The sequence below is a fragment of the Geodermatophilus sp. SMS 5-13 genome (assembly GCF_059428245.1).
This window is the reverse complement of sequence record NZ_CP165729.1, coordinates 4,808,122-4,825,915: the sequence shown is the minus strand read 5'-3', so window position 1 is coordinate 4,825,915 and position 17,794 is coordinate 4,808,122. Positions and strand designations below refer to the sequence as shown.

General features: G+C 75.4%; 10 protein-coding genes. 5 read left to right on the top strand and 5 right to left on the bottom strand.

Features of this window, described 5'->3' with window-relative positions; translation table 11 throughout:
- Positions 1–26 precede the first annotated feature (26 nt).
- The 3 genes from AB3388_RS23280 (at position 27) to AB3388_RS23270 (ending at position 7,469) form a co-directional block, all read left to right on the top strand.
- On the top strand, positions 27–2,528 hold the full coding sequence (locus tag AB3388_RS23280; protein ID WP_495407692.1) for an LGFP repeat-containing protein: 2,502 nt from the start codon (positions 27–29) through the stop codon (positions 2,526–2,528).
- Positions 2,529–2,632: 104 nt separating this feature from the next.
- On the top strand, positions 2,633–4,360 hold the full coding sequence (locus tag AB3388_RS23275) for a zinc metalloprotease (RefSeq protein WP_495407691.1): 1,728 nt from the start codon (positions 2,633–2,635) through the stop codon (positions 4,358–4,360).
- An 82-nt stretch (positions 4,361–4,442) separates the two neighbouring features.
- The gene (locus AB3388_RS23270; RefSeq protein ID WP_495407690.1) at positions 4,443–7,469 is read left to right on the top strand and encodes a M12 family metallo-peptidase; all 3,027 of its coding nucleotides are present in this window, start codon (positions 4,443–4,445) and stop codon (positions 7,467–7,469) included.
- Positions 7,470–7,485: 16 nt separating this feature from the next.
- Here the strand turns inward: AB3388_RS23270 and AB3388_RS23265 are convergent, their stop codons facing one another.
- The 5 genes from AB3388_RS23265 to AB3388_RS23245 form a co-directional block, all read right to left on the bottom strand.
- Positions 7,486–10,272: a S8 family serine peptidase gene (locus AB3388_RS23265; RefSeq protein WP_495407689.1), complete on the bottom strand. Its 2,787-nt coding sequence runs from the start codon at positions 10,270–10,272 to the stop codon at positions 7,486–7,488.
- A gap of 92 nt (positions 10,273–10,364) precedes the next feature.
- Positions 10,365–12,131, bottom strand: coding sequence for an acetyl/propionyl/methylcrotonyl-CoA carboxylase subunit alpha (locus AB3388_RS23260; RefSeq protein WP_495407688.1), 1,767 nt, complete (start codon positions 12,129–12,131; stop codon positions 10,365–10,367).
- A 76-nt stretch (positions 12,132–12,207) separates the two neighbouring features.
- Positions 12,208–12,816 (bottom strand): Maf family protein, encoded by a 609-nt coding sequence (locus tag AB3388_RS23255; protein ID WP_495407687.1) that lies wholly within the window; start codon positions 12,814–12,816, stop codon positions 12,208–12,210.
- Positions 12,813–13,022 (bottom strand): acyl-CoA carboxylase subunit epsilon, encoded by a 210-nt coding sequence (locus AB3388_RS23250; protein WP_495407686.1) that lies wholly within the window; start codon positions 13,020–13,022, stop codon positions 12,813–12,815. The genes AB3388_RS23255 and AB3388_RS23250 overlap by 4 nt, the downstream gene beginning before the upstream one ends.
- The gene (locus AB3388_RS23245) at positions 13,019–14,647 is read right to left on the bottom strand and encodes an acyl-CoA carboxylase subunit beta (RefSeq protein ID WP_495407685.1); all 1,629 of its coding nucleotides are present in this window, start codon (positions 14,645–14,647) and stop codon (positions 13,019–13,021) included. Before AB3388_RS23245 ends, AB3388_RS23250 begins: the two co-directional genes overlap by 4 nt.
- Before the next feature lie 89 nt (positions 14,648–14,736).
- Here AB3388_RS23245 and AB3388_RS23240 point away from each other — a divergent pair, with 89 nt between their 5' ends.
- Together AB3388_RS23240 and AB3388_RS23235 are read left to right on the top strand one after the other, a co-directional pair.
- Complete coding sequence (locus tag AB3388_RS23240) at positions 14,737–15,564, top strand: biotin--[acetyl-CoA-carboxylase] ligase (protein WP_495407684.1); 828 nt, start codon at positions 14,737–14,739, stop codon at positions 15,562–15,564.
- 150 nt (positions 15,565–15,714) lie between these two features.
- The gene (locus tag AB3388_RS23235) at positions 15,715–17,730 is read left to right on the top strand and encodes an arabinofuranosyltransferase (RefSeq protein WP_495407682.1); all 2,016 of its coding nucleotides are present in this window, start codon (positions 15,715–15,717) and stop codon (positions 17,728–17,730) included.
- Positions 17,731–17,794: the final 64 nt, after the last annotated feature.

Genomic DNA, 17,794 nt, shown 5'->3' with positions numbered 1-17,794 from the left:
AGCGTCACCTCTCCTGGGAGTTCCCTGTGCGTCTCCTCCGACGGCCGCGGCTGCGGTCGCTCACCGTCGCCGCGGCGGTGGCCATACCGCTGCTCGCCGTCCCCACGGCCGCGTTCGCCGAGGACATCCCGGCCGCCGGCGACGTCGTCATCGGCCGGCTGACCCAGGCGATCGCCGAGGACGACGCCGAGGGTGCGTCCGACGAGCTGCTCACGTGGGTCGAGCCGGACGGCGGCGCACCCGTGCGTCTCGCCACCGAGGAGGTGCCCGAGGACCTCGAGGTCGGGGCGACGGTACGGGTGACCGTGGGCGACCGGGTGGGCGACAGCGGCGATCCCGAGCCCGAGCACCGCGTCCTGGCCGCGACCACGGTCAGTGCGGCGCCGGAACCGCGGCCGGCCGCGACCACGCCGCCCGTCCGGCCCACCGAGGTCAGCATCGTTCTCGTCCAGCCCCGGGGGACGACGCGCGACGGCACCACGCTGCAGCAGCTCGTGGACATGGTGAACGGGCCCGTCCACGACTACTGGGCCGAGCAGACCGGGGGCCGGGTCGAGATCCAGGTGGGCCAGACCGGCGACTGGATGAGCTCGCCCTACGGCTGCGAGAGCACCGGCTATCTGGCGATGGACGCGATGGACGCGATCCACTGGAGCTACGGCGAGAAGAAGCACCTGCTCGTCTACGTCCCCTCGACGGCGACCGAGTGTCCCTACGGGGTGGGGGACCTGGGAAGTTCCGAGTCCTCCGGGGGCCGGGTGATGGTGCGGCACGCCCTGCCGTCCCTGATCGCTCACCAGCTCGGGCTCAACGTGGGTTTCCGGCCCTCCTCCCTGCTGCAGTGCGACGGGGCCGTCGACACCGGCGACTGCGTGATCACCGAGTCGGGCGATCTCTACGACGCCATGGGCGAGCCGTGGGAGCAGATGGGGAGCCTGAATCCGGCCCAGGCCGTCATGCACCACGCGCTGCCCGAGGCGCAGCGACGGACCATCGAGACCTACGACCCCGAGGACAGCCATCGGCTGCTGCCGACGGGCGGGCGGACGGGCCTGCGGGCGATCGAACTGGTCGACCGCGACGACCAGCACTTCTGGCTGGAGTACCGCGCGGCATCCGGTCAGGACGCCTGGCTCGGGACGGCCGGCAACACGGCGGCCCTGGAGGAGGGCGTGCTGCTCCGGCTCGGGCTCGACCCACGTGTCGATGACGAGGACGGTTCGCTGCTGCTCGACGCCACGCCCTCACCGCAGGCCGGGTGGGCGAGCGACCTCGAGGTGGCGCTGCCCCTGGGCACGCCGGTGCCCGTCGCGGACGGGGAATTCACGGTGGAGCTGACGAGCGTGACCCCCACGGGGGCGGACGTGTCGATCACGCCGTCCGGCTACGCCCATCCGGTGCACGTGGCGTACCGCGAGTCGGGTGGATCCGACGGCGGCCCCGGCTGGCCGGTCGCGGACATGGTGTGCGGGCTGCGGAACGGCGGCTGCTCCCGGGAGTACGTCGGCGGCTGGGTCTACTGGTCACCCGCCAGCGGGGGACACGTGGTCCCCGACTCCGCCCTCACTCGCCGGTGGATCGCGCAGGGCGCCGAGAACGGTCCCCTCGGATACCCGACCGGCGATGAGGTCTACATCCCGACCGGCGGCCTCCTGCAGCGCTTCGAGCGGGGCACCCTGGTGCACGACCCCTCGGCTGAGGTCTGGACGGTTCGCGGCGCCATCGGGCAGCGGTGGGACCGCTCCGGTGGAGTGGGTGGTCCGCTGGGCTACCCGGCCGGCGACGAGCGCTGCGGGCTGGTCCGCGGCGGCTGCTTCCAGCGGTTCGAGCACGGGAGCATCTACTGGTCGCCGGCGACCGGGGCGCGCATCGTCGACGCGGAGTTCTTCCCCGCCTGGGCCGCGCGCTCCTGGGAGCGCGGGCGGATGGGCTACCCGGTGACCGACACGATCTGCGGCCTGCGCGGCAACGGGTGCTTCCAGAAGTTCGAGGCCGGGTCGCTGTACGTCAGCGACACCTCCCACGGCGTCCACCTGGTGGGGGGAGCGATCGGAAACCGCTACGCCGCCGCGGGCTGGGAGAACGGCTCCCTGGGCTATCCGACGTCGGACGAGCGGTGTGGCCTGGTCCGCGGCGGCTGCTTCCAGACCTTCGAGCGGGGCTCCGTCTACTGGTCACCGGGAAGCGGCGCGCAGCCGGTCGGCGGGGCGATCCGGAACGCGTGGGGCACCGTCCATTGGGAGGGCGGCTCCCTCGGCTATCCCACCTCGGCGGAGCGGTGCGGTCTGGTGCGCGGTGGCTGCTACCAGAGCTTCCAGAGCGGGACGATCCACTGGTCCCCGGCCTCCGGAGCGCACGTCGTGCTCCCGGGCGGGATCCGCGACGCCTGGGCGGCGCAGGGCTACGAGCGCGGGTCCCTGGGCTATCCGGTGACGGAGCCCTACCCGGCCGCGGGCGGACAGGCCCAGCGGTTCCAAGGAGGGCTGCTCCACACCGACCGGTTCGGGCGGGTGTATCGAACCGCGTGATCCGTCGGGGGCGGTAGCGGCTGCTGGGGCGGGCGTGACGGATCGTTCCCCGATTCGGCTTGATCCGGTGCCGACGGCTGCCGAGGCCGCCGATGGGGAAGGGGATGCCTTCCTCCCCGTGCCGTCTCGCCGGCCGCCTGGCGACCGCCCTCGCGGTCTGCGCCGGCGTGCTGCTGCCCGCGGCGAGCGCCGCTGCGGACGAGCCGAGCGGTACCACCGTCGTCGGCGAGCTGGTGCAGGCCTATCCGGAGCAGGCGGAGCCCGAGCACGGCAGTGACGCCCCGCTGAGCTGGGTCCGGACGGCGGAGGGCGAGTCGGTCCGCGTGCCGACCGAGGCGCTGGCCGACGTCCCCGCCGGCGCCACGGTGTCGGTGGACGTCGGCGGCCGCCTCCCGGACGACGCCGCCGAGGACGGGTACGCACCGGCGGTCGAGGTGCGCGATGCCGACGTCCTCGACGCCCCGGCCGCCCCCGGTGCCCCGGCTGCCGCCGGGCTGACCAACCAGGTCACCGTGGCGATGGTCGTGCCGGCCGGCGGCGAGCGGGACGCCACCACGCTCGGCCAGGTCGTGGCCGCGGTGGACGGGCCGGTCGCGCAGTTCTGGTCGGCGCAGACCGGCGGCGCCGTCCGGCTCGGCGTGACCGATACGCACGACTGGCTGACCACCCGCGCCGGTTGCACGGACCCCAACGCGCTGTGGGACGAGGTCGCCCGGCGGGTGAACTTCGTCCCGGGCCCCGGCCGGCACCTCGTCGTCTACCTGAGCAGCCGGCCGGCCGCGCTGCCCGGCTGCTCCTACGCCCTCGGCGAGGTCGGCACGGGCGTGTCCTCGGGCGGGCGGCTCTACGTCCGCGACGCGCTGCCCTCGGTCATCGCCCACGAGCTCGGCCACAACTTCGGCCTCGGGCACTCCTCCGGGCTGCAGTGCGACGGGGCGGTGGAGGCCGGCACCTGCCGCACCCAGGGCTACCGCGACTACTACGACGTCATGGGCGCCTCGTGGAGCGCGCTCGGCGCGCTGTCCGCCGTGCAGGCCGACCGCCTCGGCGTCCTGCCGGCCGCCGCGCGGCTCGACCTCGCGCCCGGCGCGCCGGCCGGCTCCTACGACCTCGCGCCGCTGGCCGGCCCGGCCGGGACGCGGGCGATCCGGCTGACCGCGGCCGACGGCGCCGTCTACTGGCTGGAGGACCGGGCGCCGGTCGGCCAGGACTCGTGGCTCGGCACGGGCGACAACCGCTTCCGGCTCGACACCGGCGTGCTGCTGCACCGCGCCGGCGGGTTCCCCGACACGTCGCTCCTGCTCGACGGGACCCCGGGGCCGGCCGACGGGTGGGACGGCGACCTGCAGGCCGCCCTCCCCGTCGGCGTCCCCGTCGCCGTCGGCGGCGGCGCGTTCACCGTGACCGTGCAGGCCGTGACCGCCGGAGGCGCGACCGTCGCCGTCGTGGCCGCGCCCGGCGCCGTCGCCGCCGGCGCCGCCCCTGCCCCTGCCGCGCCCGCACCGGCCGGCGCCGTCCTGCCCGGCGAGACGCCGGACGGCGGCGCCGAGAAGACGCCGGCCACCGCTGCGACCCCCACCGCGCCGGCGACCGCCGAGAGCCCCACCCCGGGCGCTGGAACCCCCGCCCGCGGGGCGGCGGGTCCCGCCCCTGGGACCACCGCGGCCTCGACCGTCGACGGCAGGCTGGCCGAGGCGGCCGACAGCAGCGCCGCCGGCACGGCGCCGGCGCCGCTGGCCCTCTGGGCCGCGGTCGCGGCCGGCGCGCTGCTCGTGGCGGCGGCCGGGCTGGGGCTGCGCCGCCGCTCCGCCCTGCTCCGCCGCCGTCGCTGACCGTCGTCCGACCTGTTCGGCGGTGCACCGGCGGTCCGGGCGTGCCGATGACTACGACGACCCCCGTTCCCGAGGAGCTGCCGTGCACTACGTGCGCCCCGCGCGTGCCGTCGTCGTCCTGACCGCCGCGGCGGTCGTGGCCGGGGCCGCCGTCGCCGCCCCGGGCACCGCGCACGCGCAGGGACCGGCGAGGGGCGAGACCGTGACCGGTGTCCTCGTGCAGGCCTGGCCGGAGTACGAGCACCCCGCCGAGGCCGCCGCCCGCGGCGACGAGGGCCCGCTGAGCTGGATCGAGACCGAGGACGGCGAGTCGATCCGCGTCCCGACCGACGACCTCGCGGAGGCGGCGGACGTCCCGGTCGGCGCGACCGTCGAGGTCACGCTCGGCCGCACGGTCGTCGACGAGGCGGCCGACCGGGACGAGCTGGATCCGGCGCGGGCGGTCCTCGCGGCCACCGTGGTCGACCCGTCGCCCGAGCAGCCGCCCGTCGCGCCCGCCGACCCCGCGGTCACCGACGAGATCACCATCGTCCCGGTCGCGCCCCGGGGGACCCGGTCCGACGGCACGGACCCCGCAGCGATCGCGGCCGCCGTGGCGGGCCCGGTGGCCGACTTCTGGTCGCAGGAGAGCGACGGCGCCATCCGCATCGGAGTCGGCACCACCCACCCCTGGCGCACCGCCGCCCACGACTGCAGCGACCCGACCGCCCTGTGGAACGAGGTGGCCGCCAGCCGGGACATCGGCTGGACGCGCGCGACGGGCAAGCACCTGATGCTGTACCTGCCGCGGAACGCCGCCGGCTGCGCCTACGGGCTCGGCGAGGTCGGCTCCGGGCTCCGGGCCGGCGGGCGCTTCTACGTGACGGACACCGAGACCTCGGTCATCGCGCACGAGCTCGGCCACAACTTCGGGCTCGGCCACTCCTCCGAGCTGCAGTGCGACGGCGTCGTCGAAGAGGCCTCGTGCCCGGCCGGCCGGTACACGACGGCGTACAACGACCTCTACGACGTCATGGGCTTCTCGTGGGGCCCCATCGGCTCGCTCAACGTCGCGCAGGCCGACCGCCTCGGCCTGCTCCCGGCCGGCGAGAAGGTGGCGGCGAACACCTGGGCGCCGACCGCGACCTACACCCTGGCGCCGGTCTCCGCGGCCACGGGGACCCGAGCGCTGCAGCTCACCGACCCCTACGGCACGCGGTACTGGCTGGAGTACCGGGCGGCCTCCGGGCAGGACGCCTGGCTCGGCGACTGGCACACCAACCTGCCCGGCCTCCAGGAGGGCGTGACGCTGCGCCGGTCGAACCTCGCCCCCTACGCCGCGGACTCGTCCCTGCTCCTCGACGGCTCGCCGTCGAGGGCCATCGCCTGGCCGTACGACACGCAGGCGGTGTTCCTGCCCGGCCGCGCCGTGGCGGTCGGGCAGGGCGACTTCACGGTCACCGTCCTGAGCGTCACCCCGGGCGGCGCGGTCGTGCAGATCAGCCCCGGTGCGACCCCGGCCGGCGTCACGTACGCCGCGACCGGCGGGCCGGGCGGGCCGCTGGGCTCCCCGACCCGCCCCCTGACCTGCGGCCTGCGCTCGGGCGGCTGCTACCGGACCTTCGCCCACGGGTCGATCTACTGGTCACCGGCCACGCCGGCCGTCACGGTGACCGGTCCCGTCCGCGACCGCTGGGGCACGCTCGGCTGGGAGCGCGGCGCGATGGGCTACCCCGTGGCCGAGGCGGTGTGCGGGCTGCCCGACGGCGGGTGTGCCCAGGACTTCCAGGGCGGCACGCTGGTCGGCGGCCCCACCCGGCCGGTGCGCTTCATCCGGGGCAGCATCCGGACCGTGTGGCTCGCCGCGGGGGGCGCGAGCGGGAGCCTCGGCTTCCCGCTGACCGACGAGCGCTGCGGGCTGGTGGACCGCGGCTGCTACCAGCAGTTCCAGAGCGGCTCGGTGTACTGGTCGCCGGCCACCGGGGCGCGGATCGTCAGCGGCGCCGTCCGCGACCGGTGGGGAACGCTGAGCTGGGAGCGCGGCGAGCTCCGCTACCCGATGGCCGACGTCGTGTGCGGGCTGCCCGACGGCGGGTGCGCCCAGGACTTCCAGGGCGGCACGCTGGTCGGGAGCACGTCGACGGCGGTGCGCCCGTTGCGCGGGGCCATCCGCGCGAAGTGGCTGGCCGTGGGCGGCGCGGCCGGGAGCCTCGGCTTCCCGCTGACCGACGAGCGCTGCGGGCTGGTCGACCGCGGCTGCTACCAGCAGTTCCAGAGCGGCTCGGTGTACTGGTCGCCGGCCACCGGGGCACGGATCGCCGACGGCGCCGTCCGCGACCGGTGGGCAACGCTGAGCTGGGAGCGCGGCGCGCTGCGCTACCCGACGGCCGACGTCGTCTGCGGGCTGCCCGACAGCGGCTGCCTGCAGGACTTCCAGGGCGGCACGCTGGTCGGGAGCACCTCGACGGCGGTGCAGGTGGTCCGCGGCGCCATCCGCACGAAGTGGCTGGCGGCGGGTGGCGCGGCCGGCGACCTGGGCTACCCGGTGGGTGACGAGCGCTGCGGGCTGGTGAAGCGTGGCTGCTACCAGCCGTTCCAGGGCGGCGCCGTGTACTGGTCGCCCACGACCGGCGCGCGGATCGTCAGCGGGGCCGTGCGGGACCAGTGGGGGGCCATGGGCTGGGAGCGCGGCAGCCTCGGCTACCCGGTGGCGGACGCGGTCTGCGGGCTGCCCGACGGCGGGTGCGCGCAGGACTTCCAGGGCGGGACGCTGGCCGGCAGCACCATCGCGCCGGTCCACTCCGTCCGCGGCAGCATCCGGACCCGGTGGACGGCGTCCGGTGGTGCGGCCGGGGACCTCGGCTACCCGACCGGGGACGAGGAGTGCGGCCAGCGCAACGGCGGGTGCGCCCAGTACTTCGAGCGCGGCGCCGTGGTCTGGTCACCCGCCACCGGCGCGCACACGATGACCGGCGCCATCCTCACCGAGTGGCAGGGCGCCGGCATGGAGTGGAGCGGCTACGGCTACCCGCTCGAGGAGCCGCGGACCGTCGGCGCCGACACCGTGCAGCGGTTCCAGGGCGGCACGCTCACCTACGTGGCCGCCGAGGGCGCGGTGCACGGCTCCTGAGCCCCCGTCGGTCCTCCTAGCGGTACCGCACGACCGCACCGCCTCGCGGCGTCCAGGTGATCGTGCCGAACTGGAAGTTCTGCGCGCGTCCGCCGGGGACGGCGTACTCGTCGCTGGTCGGGAAGCCGAGGCGGGACCTCTCCCACCCGAGGCTCGCCCAGCGGCTGCGGATGGCGCCGCCGATGCTGTGCGCCCCCGTGGCGGCCGACCAGTAGACCGAGCCACCCTGGAAGTGGTTGTAGCGACCCCGGCCATCGGCCGTGGCCGACTCGCTCGTCGTCGGCAGGCCCAGGAAGCTCCGCTCCCAGCCCAGACCGCTCCAGCTGCGGAGGATGGCGCCGCCGATCTGACGGGCCCCGGTCGACGCGGACCAGTAGATCGAGCCGCCCTGGAAGTGGTTGTACCGGGCCTGCCCGTTCGGCGTGGCGCGCTCGTCGGTCAGCGGGTAGCCCAGCGGCCCCGTCGGTCCGCCCAGCCGCAGGTACTCCTTCAGGATGGCGCCCCCGACCGTGTGGGTCCCCGTGGTGGGCGAGGTGAAGGTCCGCGGCGTCCCGGGTGCCACCGGCGTGACGGCCGCGCTGGGTGCGCCGGCCGGGCCGGTGCCGAGGGCGTTGGTCGCGGTGACCGTGAAGGTGTGGGCGGTGCCGTTGGTCAGCCCGGTGACGGTGCAGGTGGTGGCGCCGGTGGTGGTGCAGGTGCGCCCGCCTGGGGAGGCGGTGACGGTGTACCGGGTGATGGCGCTGCCGTTGGCCGGCGCCGCCGTCCAGCCGACCGTGGCGGCGGCGTCGCCCGGCTGCGCGGTGACCGAGCCGGGCGCGCCCGGTGCAGCGGCCGGGGTGAGGGCGGCGCTCGCCGTCGATGCCGGGCCCGTGCCGACGGCGTTCGTGGCGGTGACCGTGAAGGTGTAGGCGGTGCCGTTGGTCAGGCCGGTGACGGTGCAGGTGGTGGCGCCGGTGGTGGTGCAGGTGCGCCCGCCTGGCGTGGCAGTGACGGTGTACCGGGTGATCGGGCTGCCGTTGGCGGCGGGCGCGGTCCAGGACACCGTGGCAGCCGCGTCGCCGCGCTGGACGGTGACCGAGCCGGGCGCGCCCGGTGCAGCGGCCGGGGTGAGGGCGGCGCTCGCCGTCGATGCCGGGCCCGTGCCGACGGCGTTCGTGGCGGTGACCGTGAAGGTGTAGGCGGTGCCGTTGGTCAGGCCGGTGACGGTGCAGGTGGTGGCGCCGGTGGTGGTGCAGGTCCGGCCGCCGGGCGTGGCAGTGACGGTGTACCGGGTGATCGGGCTGCCGTTGGCCGCGGCCGCGGTCCAGGAGACCGTGGCGGCGGCATTGCCCCGCTGCGCGGTGACCGCGCCGGGTGCGCTCGGCGCGGTGGCCGGTCCCGCCACGGTGGTCACGGCCAGGAGCGGGTCGATCAGCCCGGCGCCGAACTCGTCGTCGCGGCCGGCCGCGCCCAGGTCGCGGCTGGTGGCGGTGAGGGTCGCGGCCACCTGGTCGGCGGTGAGGGACGGGGCCTCGGCCCGCACCAGCGCCGCGGCGGCGGACGCGTACGGCGTCGCCATGCTGGTGCCGGACATGTACACGTACCCGCCCCCGGGGTAGGTGGAGACGATGTCCACGCCGGGAGCGGCCAGGTCGACGTAGCTGCCGGTGTTGGAGAACACCGCCGAGGTGTCGTCCTCGTCGGTGGCGGCGACGCCGACGACGCCGGGGTAGGCGGCGGGGTAGGAGGTGGGGTTGCCGTCCTGGCGCTCGTTGCCTGCGGCCGCGACGACGAGGACGTTCCTGGTCTGCGCGTAGCTGATCGCCGAGGCCAGCACCGGGTCGGCGGCCGGGCCGCCCAGCGACATGCTGATGACGTCGGCGCCGTGGTCGGCGGCCCAGAGGACGCCGTCGGCGATGTCGGAGGTCCAGCCGGAGCCGTCCGCGCCCAGGACGCGCACCGGCAGGATCTGGACGCCGGGGGCCAAGCCAGCGATGCCGTCGAGGTTGTCGGCCGTCGCGGCGATGATGCCGGAGACGTGCGTGCCGTGCCCGTGCGGGTCGACGAGCCCCTGGGAGCCGCTGGTGCGGTCGGCCATGTCGGCGCCGGGGAGCAGGTGAGCGGCCAGTTCGGGGTGCGTGCCGTCGACGCCGGTGTCGAGGACCGCGACGGTCTGCCCCGTCCCGGTCTGCTGCTGCCAGACGGTCTCCGCCTGCAGCGCGTCCAGCCCCCACTGCAGCGTGCGGAACGCGTCGTTGCTCAGCGGCGCTCCGGCGGCGGCTGCCGCGGCTTCCGCCGGGGCCGCGGCGGCCGGCGCGGGCTCGTCGGCGGGGATCGCCTCGCCCTCGCTCGCGACGCTGAGCTGCTGGTCGACGGTGACGGCGAGCGCGCCCTCGACCGCCCGGGCGGCCGTCACGGCGTCCGCGGCGTGCGCCCGGTCGGGTGCCTCGGTGACGGTGATCTCCGGTCGCCCGTCGGGGGTCTCGGAGAGCGTGACGAGACGCACCGGCCCCGCGGCCGGGGCGTCGGCGAGCACCTCCTCGACCGGCTCGGTGAGGCCGGTCGGCGCCGGTGGCTGCCACGGGTCCGCCGGGGCGGGGACCTGCTCCGACGGCGACGTCGTCGACTCGACGGGCACCGCGGGGCCCACGGACGGCCGGTCCGTCGGGAGCGCCGATCCGCCACCGGCGGCAGGCTCGGCGGCCGGGCCCGTGGTGGCGCCGCTGACCGCGCTCCAGGTCAGTCCGGCGGCGCAGACCAGAGCGGTGGCGGCGAGCAGGCCGCGGCGTCGACGGGCGTTGCCCGGGAGAGGGGAGAGGCGCACCTATCCGACGTCGACCGGACGATCCCGTTCCATAAGGGACCGTCCGGTGGGTTCACCTGAAAGGGGAGGGTCCGCGGCCCCGCCCCCGTCGTTCACTCCTGCGCGGCGTCGGCGATGGTGCAGAGGACGGCGCCGCTTGTCACGGTCGCGCCCACCTCGGCGGACAGCCCGGTCACCGTGCCGTCCTTGTGCGCGGTGATCGGCTGCTCCATCTTCATCGCCTCGAGGACGACGACCAGGTCGCCGGTCTTCACCGTGGCGCCGTCCTCGACCGCGACCTTCACGATCGTGCCCTGCATCGGGGAGGTGAGGGAGTCACCGGACGCGCCCGAGCCGCCGTGCCCGGAACCGCGCTTGCGCGGCTTGGCCGGTGCACCCGCCGCCCCGCCGCCCCCGCCGGCCGCCAGGCCCGCGGGCAGCGAGACCTCGAGCCGGCGCCCGCCGACCTCGACGACGACGGTCTGCCGGGGCGCCGCCTCCTCCTGCTCGGCCGGGGCCGCGCCGTAGGGCTCGACCTGGTTGTCCCACTCGGTCTCGATCCAGCGGGTGTGCACGGTGAACGGCTCGCTGGTGAACGCCTCGTCGCGGACGACGGCGCGGTGGAACGGGATCACCGTGGGCATGCCCTCGACGACCAGCTCGTCCAGGGCGCGGCGGGCGCGCTGCAGCGCCTCCTCGCGGCTGGCGCCGTAGACGATGAGCTTGGCCAGCATCGAGTCGAACGCGCCGGCGACCTCGCCACCCTGCTCGACGCCGGAGTCCCAGCGCACGCCGGGGCCCTGCGGGATCTCCAGGCGGGTCACCGGGCCGGGGGCGGGCAGGAAGTTGCGGCCGGCGTCCTCGGCGTTGATCCGGAACTCGATGGCGTGCCCGCGCGGCGTCGGGTCCTCGGTGATCTCCAGCGGCAGGCCGTCGGCGATGCGGAACTGCTGGCGGACCAGGTCCACGCCTGCGGTCTCCTCGCTGACCGGGTGCTCGACCTGCAGGCGGGTGTTGACCTCGAGGAAGGAGATCGAGCCGTCGGTGCCGACCAGGTACTCGACGGTGCCGGCGCCGTGGTAGCCGGCCTCTTTGCAGATCGCCTTGGCCGACTCGTGGATGCGCGCGCGCTGCTCGTCGGTGAGGAACGGCGCGGGGGCCTCCTCGACCAGCTTCTGGTTGCGCCGCTGCAGGGAGCAGTCGCGGGTGCCGACGACGACCACGTTGCCGTGCGTGTCGGCCAGCACCTGCGCCTCGACGTGCCGCGGCTTGTCGAGGAAGCGCTCGACGAAGCACTCCCCGCGGCCGAACGCGGAGACGGCCTCGCGCACCGCGGAGTCGAACAGCTCCGGGATCTCCTCGATGGTGCGGGCCACCTTCAGCCCGCGGCCGCCACCGCCGAACGCGGCCTTGATCGCCACCGGCAGGCCGTGCTCCTCGGCGAAGGCGACCACCTCGTCGGCGTCCTTGACCGGGTCCTTGGTGCCCGGCACGAGCGGCGCGCCCGCCTTGGTGGCGATGTGCCGGGCCTGCACCTTGTCGCCGAGGGCGATGATCGCGTCCGGGGAGGGCCCGATCCAGGTCAGCCCGGCGTCGAGGACGGCCTGGGCGAAGTCGGCGTTCTCGGACAGGAAGCCGTAGCCCGGGTGGACGGCGTCGGCGCCGGACTGCTTGGCGACGTCGATCAGCTTGTCGATGACCAGGTAGGAGTCGCCCGGCGTCATCCCGCCGAGGGCGAACGCCTCGTCGGCCGCGCGCACGTGCAGCGCGTCCCGGTCGGGCTCGGCGTACACCGCCACGCTGGTCAGCCCGGCGTCCTTGCACGCACGGGCCACGCGCACCGCGATCTCGCCGCGGTTGGCGATCAGGACCTTCTGCACCGGTGTTCTCCCTCGGAAAGTCGACCGTTCCGGACTGTAACCAGCCGGGCTGCCGCCCGGGACGGCGGGCGGGGGGTCAGCGCCGCCAGAGATCGGTGAGCGCCAGCCCGCGCTTGGCCAGTTGCGTGCGCAGCGTCGCCAGCGACAGCCCGACGACGGCCGCCGGGTCGCCGTCCACCCGCCGCACGAACGGCGCGCCGAGCCCGTCGAGGGTGAACGCGCCCGCGACGGCGAGCGGCTCCCCGGTGGCGAGGTAGGCCTCCAGCTCCTGCGGCGTGATCGACGCGAAGTGGACGACGGTCGAGACGACGGCGACGTCGCGGCTGACCACCGCGCCCTCCCGCACGTCGAGCAGCGCCTGGCCGGTGTGCAGGACCCCGCTGTGCCCGCCCATCCGCTGCCAGCGGTCGCGCGCCTCGTGCAGGTCGGCCGGCTTGCCGAACGCCTCCCCGCGGAACTCCAGCAGCGAGTCGGCGCCGATCACCAGGGCGTCGTCCTCCTGCTCGGCGACGGCCTTGGCCTTCGCGGCGGCCAGCAGGGCCACCCGCTCGGCCACCCGCGGCGCCTGCACCGAGGACTCGTCGAGCCGGCTGACCACCACATCGGGGGCCAGGCCCGCCTGCCGGAGCAGGTTGAGCCGGGCCGGGGACGCGCTGCCCAGGACCAGACGCCGATCCACGCTCATGCCAACCTCCCGGACGCCCGCCAGCCGCCGGGGCCCGCCTGCAGCGGACGGCGGTGGCCGTCGGCGAAGGATCCCCAGGCGCCGACCGGGGTGACCCGCCGGCGCTCACGCCGCTGCGAGAGCGCCGCGACGACGACGGTCAGCGCGGCGAGCTCCTCCGCCGTCGGCTCGCCGCGGAGGACCCGCAGCAGCGGCTGCTCGCTCACAGCGGGATGTTCCCGTGCTTCTTCGGCGGCAGGGACTGGCGCTTGTTGGCCAGCACCCGCAGCGCCTTGGTGACCTGTACGCGGGTGTGCGACGGCGGGATCACCGCGTCCACGTACCCGCGGTCGGCCGCGATGTAGGGCGAGAGCAGCGCGTCCTCGTACTCGGTGATCAGCTCGGCCCGGCGGGTCTCCGGGTCGTCGGCCGCGGCGAGCTCCTTGCGGTAGAGGATCCCGACCGCGCCCTGCGCGCCCATCACCGCGATCTGCGCCGTCGGCCAGGCGAGGTTGAGGTCGGCGCCGAGGTGCTTGGACCCCATGACGTCGTAGGCGCCGCCGTAGGCCTTGCGGGTGATGACCGTGATCTTCGGGACGGTCGCCTCCGCGTAGGCGTAGATGAGCTTGGCCCCGCGACGGATGATCCCCTCCCACTCCTGCGAGGTGCCCGGGAGGAAACCGGGGACGTCGACGAACGTCAGGACCGGGATGTTGAAGGCGTCGCAGGTGCGCACGAACCGCGCGGCCTTCTCGCTGGCGTCGATGTCGAGCGTGCCGGCGAACTGGGTCGGCTGGTTGGCCACCACCCCGACCGGGCGGCCCTCGACCCGGCCGAAGCCGACGACGATGTTCGGCGCCCACAGCTGCTGCACCTCGAGGAACTCGCCGTCGTCGAGCACGTGGCCGATGACGGTGTGCATGTCGTAGGGGCTGTTGGCCGAGTCGGGCACGAAGGTGTCGAGCTCGAGGTCCTCGTCGGTGAGCGCGTCGGGCAGCACGGTGTCGACCGGGCCCACCTCGACGGCGGGCAGCGGGTCGAGGTTGTTGCTCGGCAGGTAGGACAGCAGCGCCTTGACGTAGTCGAGGGCGTCGTTCTCGTCCTCGGCCAGGTAGTGCGCGACGCCGGACTTGGTGTTGTGCGTCCGGGCGCCGCCGAGCTCCTCGAGCGTGACCTCCTCGCCGGTCACCGTCTTCACCACGTCGGGGCCGGTGATGAACATCTGGCTGGTCTTGTCGACCATGACCGTGAAGTCGGTGAGCGCGGGGGAGTAGACGTGCCCGCCGGCGGCGGCGCCCATGATCAGCGAGATCTGCGGGATGACGCCGGAGGCGTGCACGTTGCGCCGGAAGATCTCGCCGTAGAGGCCGAGGGAGACCACGCCCTCCTGGATCCGCGCCCCGCCGCCCTCGTTGATGCCGATCACCGGGCAGCCGTTGCGCATGGCGAAGTCGAGGACCTTGACGATCTTCTCGCCGTAGACCTCGCCGAGGCTGCCGCCGAAGACGGTGACGTCCTGCGAGAAGATCGCCACCGGCCGGCCGTCGACCGTGCCGTAGCCGATGACGACGCCGTCGCCGAAGGGCCGGCGGTCCTCCATGCCGAAGTTGGTGGAGCGGTGGCGGGCGAACTCGTCGAACTCGGTGAACGAGCCCGGGTCCAGCAGCGCCTCGATCCGCTCGCGGGCGGTCATCTTCCCGGCGGCGTGCTGCTTCTCCACGGCCCGCTCGGAGCCGGCGTGGGTGGCCTCCTGCACGCGCCGCTCGAAGTCGGCGAGCTTGCCGGCGGTGGTGTGGATGTCGATGTCGCCGGGGACGTGCTCCCCGGCGCCCTGCAGTTCGGCCGCACTCACGCTTACCTGCCTCGCTCCGCTGGGACGTTGCGGCCCCGCTCGCCTGGACACGGATCACGCGAGGCTCTCGGGGCCGTAGCGTAGGTGACGTGCCGGACGCCACTTCCTCCCGCTGGTCGGACCTGGACCGCCCGGGGCTCGACGGCCCGGCCCTCGCGGCGGCGCTGACCCGCGACACGGGCCTGTGGCGCTCCCTCGAGGTGGTCGACACGATCGGCTCGACCAACGCCGCGCTGCTGGCCCACGCCGCGGAGGGCGCCCCGGAGGGCACCGTGCTCGTCGCCGAGTACCAGGAGGCCGGCCGCGGCCGGCTCGACCGCACCTGGACCTCCCCGCCGCGGGCCGGGCTCACCGTCTCGGTGCTCGTCCGGCCCGACGTCCCGGCCGCCCGCCGCGCCTGGCTGCCGCTGCTCACCGGCGTGGCCCTGGCGGAGTCGGTCGGCGACGTCACCGGCGTCCGCGCGTCGCTGAAGTGGCCCAACGACCTGCTCGCGCTCGACGGCCGCAAGCTCGCCGGCATCCTCGCCGAGGCCGCCGGCGACGCCGTCGTCGTGGGCACCGGGCTGAACGTCAACACGAACGCCGGCGAGCTGCCCGACCCCGGCACCTCGCTGTCGGTGGTCACCGGCGCGGCCGTCGACCGCGGCCCGCTGCTGCTGGCGTTCCTGCGCGCCTTCGAGCGGCGCTACCGCGCCTGGACCGAGGCCGTCGGTGACCCGGTCGCCAGCGGTCTGGCGCGGGACTACCTGGCCTGGTCCTCGACGGTGGGGACGACGGTCAGCGTGACGATGCCCGACGGCTCGGAGCTCGAGGGCGTCGCGCAGGCCGTCGACTGGGACGGCCGGCTGGTGGTCGCCACCGACGGCGGCACCGTCGAGCTCGCCTCCGGCGACGTGCGGCACGTGCGCCGCATGTGATGGAGGGGGCGCCGGCCCCTGCTGACTCCTCCATGGAACCCGACCGTGTGGTTACCGTCGGATCGCGGGTGGCCGCTGCCCCCGCACGGACGGGGCCCGTGGTGGCCGGAGCGATCACGAGTGCAGCCCGCTGCACGGGGAGTGCAGGACGTGAGCACCCACCTGGAGACCACCGGCGCCGCCTCGCCGGTGCAGCCGCGGCACCCAGGGCACCGTGCCGATCACCGGGCCGCCGCCGACACCGTCCGGTTCCACGCCGTCCGGCGCAGCGCAGGGGAGTCCCCCCGCGGCGCGGGGCATGAACTGCTGCGCGGCGCCGTCCTCCTCGCGCTCGCCGTCGTCGTGAGCGTCGCGGTCCAGTACGTCGTCGTCCGGCTGCCTGCCCCGGCGCGGTCCAACGTCGCGCCGGCGCTGCTCGCCTGGGGCAGCGCCGCGGCCCTCGCGGTCGCCGCCGTGACCGTGGTCCGCGCGCGGCTGTCACGCCGGCTGCGCGACCTGCTCGCGGCGACCGTCCTCTCCGGACTGGCCACGGCGACCGTGGCGCTACCGCTGCACCGGACCCTGTACTACCTGGGCGGGCTGACCGCCGACCAGCAGTTCCGCACCCAGTACCTGACCCGCCTCGCCGACAGCGCGACGCCGGCGGACATGAACTACGAGGGCCTCCCACCCTTCTACCCCTCGGGCTGGTTCTGGCTCGGCGGGCGGGCGGCCGCGCTGCTCGGCCTGCCTGCCTGGCAGGCCTACAAGCCGCTGTCGTTGCTCACGCTCGCGGTGGTGGCGGTCGCGGCCTACTGGCTGTGGAGCCGGCTGGTCGGGCCCCGGGTCGCGCTCCCCATCGGTCTGGTCGTCGTCGCCGCGGGGATCACCGGCCCGGTCACCGAGCCCTACTCGTGGGCGGTGGCGGTCCTGCTGGCGCCGGTGGCGGTCGTGTTCTGGCGCAGCGTCGAGCCCGGCGGCCGGCGCCGCTGGTCCCGGATCGTCGGGGTGGGCGTCTTCGTCGGCGCCGCGCTGAGCGTCTACACGCTGTACGCGGGCTTCGCGGCGGTCGTGGTGGTCGTGCTGGCGGGCTGGGGCGCCTGGCTGGCCGGGCCCGGTCGGCGGCGCGCGGCGCTCGGGCGATCCGCAGCAGCAGTCGCGGTCGTCGCCGTCGTCTCGGCGGTGGTGGCCCTCCCGGTGTGGGGGCCGTACCTGCTCGGCGTCCTGCGCGACGGCGCCGGTGACAACATGGCGGCGCACTTCCTCCCGGCCGCCTCCGCCGAGTTCCCGGCGCCGATGCTGACCCTGGACCCGTGGGGTCTCCTGCTCGCCGCGGGCTTCGGTCACGCGCTGTGGCAGGTGGTCAGCCGGACCGCCCGTGACCGGCGCACCGTGGTGCCGCTCGGCGTGCTCGTGGCGGTGGCCTACGCCTGGTACGCCCTGTCGACGCTGGCGCTGGCCTTCGGCACGACGCTGCTGGCCTTCCGCATGGAGAGCGTCCTGCTGGTGTGCCTCGGCGCGGCCGGCGTGCTCGCCCTGCGGCGGGGCGGGGTCCTGGCACTCGAGCGCTGGCCCGCGCAGACGCGCGACGGACGCTCGGCCGCCGTCCTGGTGGCCGCCGTCGTCGCGACCGTCGTGGGGGTGGCGGTCGTCCAGTCGAACCTGGAGGACGTCGACGAGCGGGTCGAGGCGGCGTACACCGACCCCTACCCGAGCGGGCCGAACGCCTACGGGGAGGTCCTCGACGGCCGGGAGGAGCGGTGGGTCGACGACCTCGCCGCGGTCATCGACGAGCGGACCGCGACCCCGCCCGACCGGCTCGTCGTGCTCAGCACCAACTACTCCCTGATGGCGTTCGAGCCCTACCGCGGCTTCCAGCAGATCACGCCGCACTACGCGAACCCCCTGGCGGACTACACCGCACGCGAGCGCTTCGTCGAGGGCCTCGGCGGGGTGCGCGACCCCGCCGAGCTCCTGCGGGTGCTCGACGCGGCGCCGTGGACGCCGCCCTCGGTCCTCGTGGTCACCCGGCAGCCCGACGGGCTGCACCTGCGGCTCGGCACGGACGCCTTCCCGGCCGCGCCCAACGTGGTCTTCCGCGACGTCGTGCTGCAGCCGTCCGCCGTCGCCGGGTGGGCGGCCGACGAGGTGGGACCGTTCACCGTCCTGGTCCGGCCGGGCACGTAGCCCGTCGGAGCCCGTCGGTGCCCGCGCCGGTGCGTGACCTGGCGGGCGGAGTCGGTCATCCTGA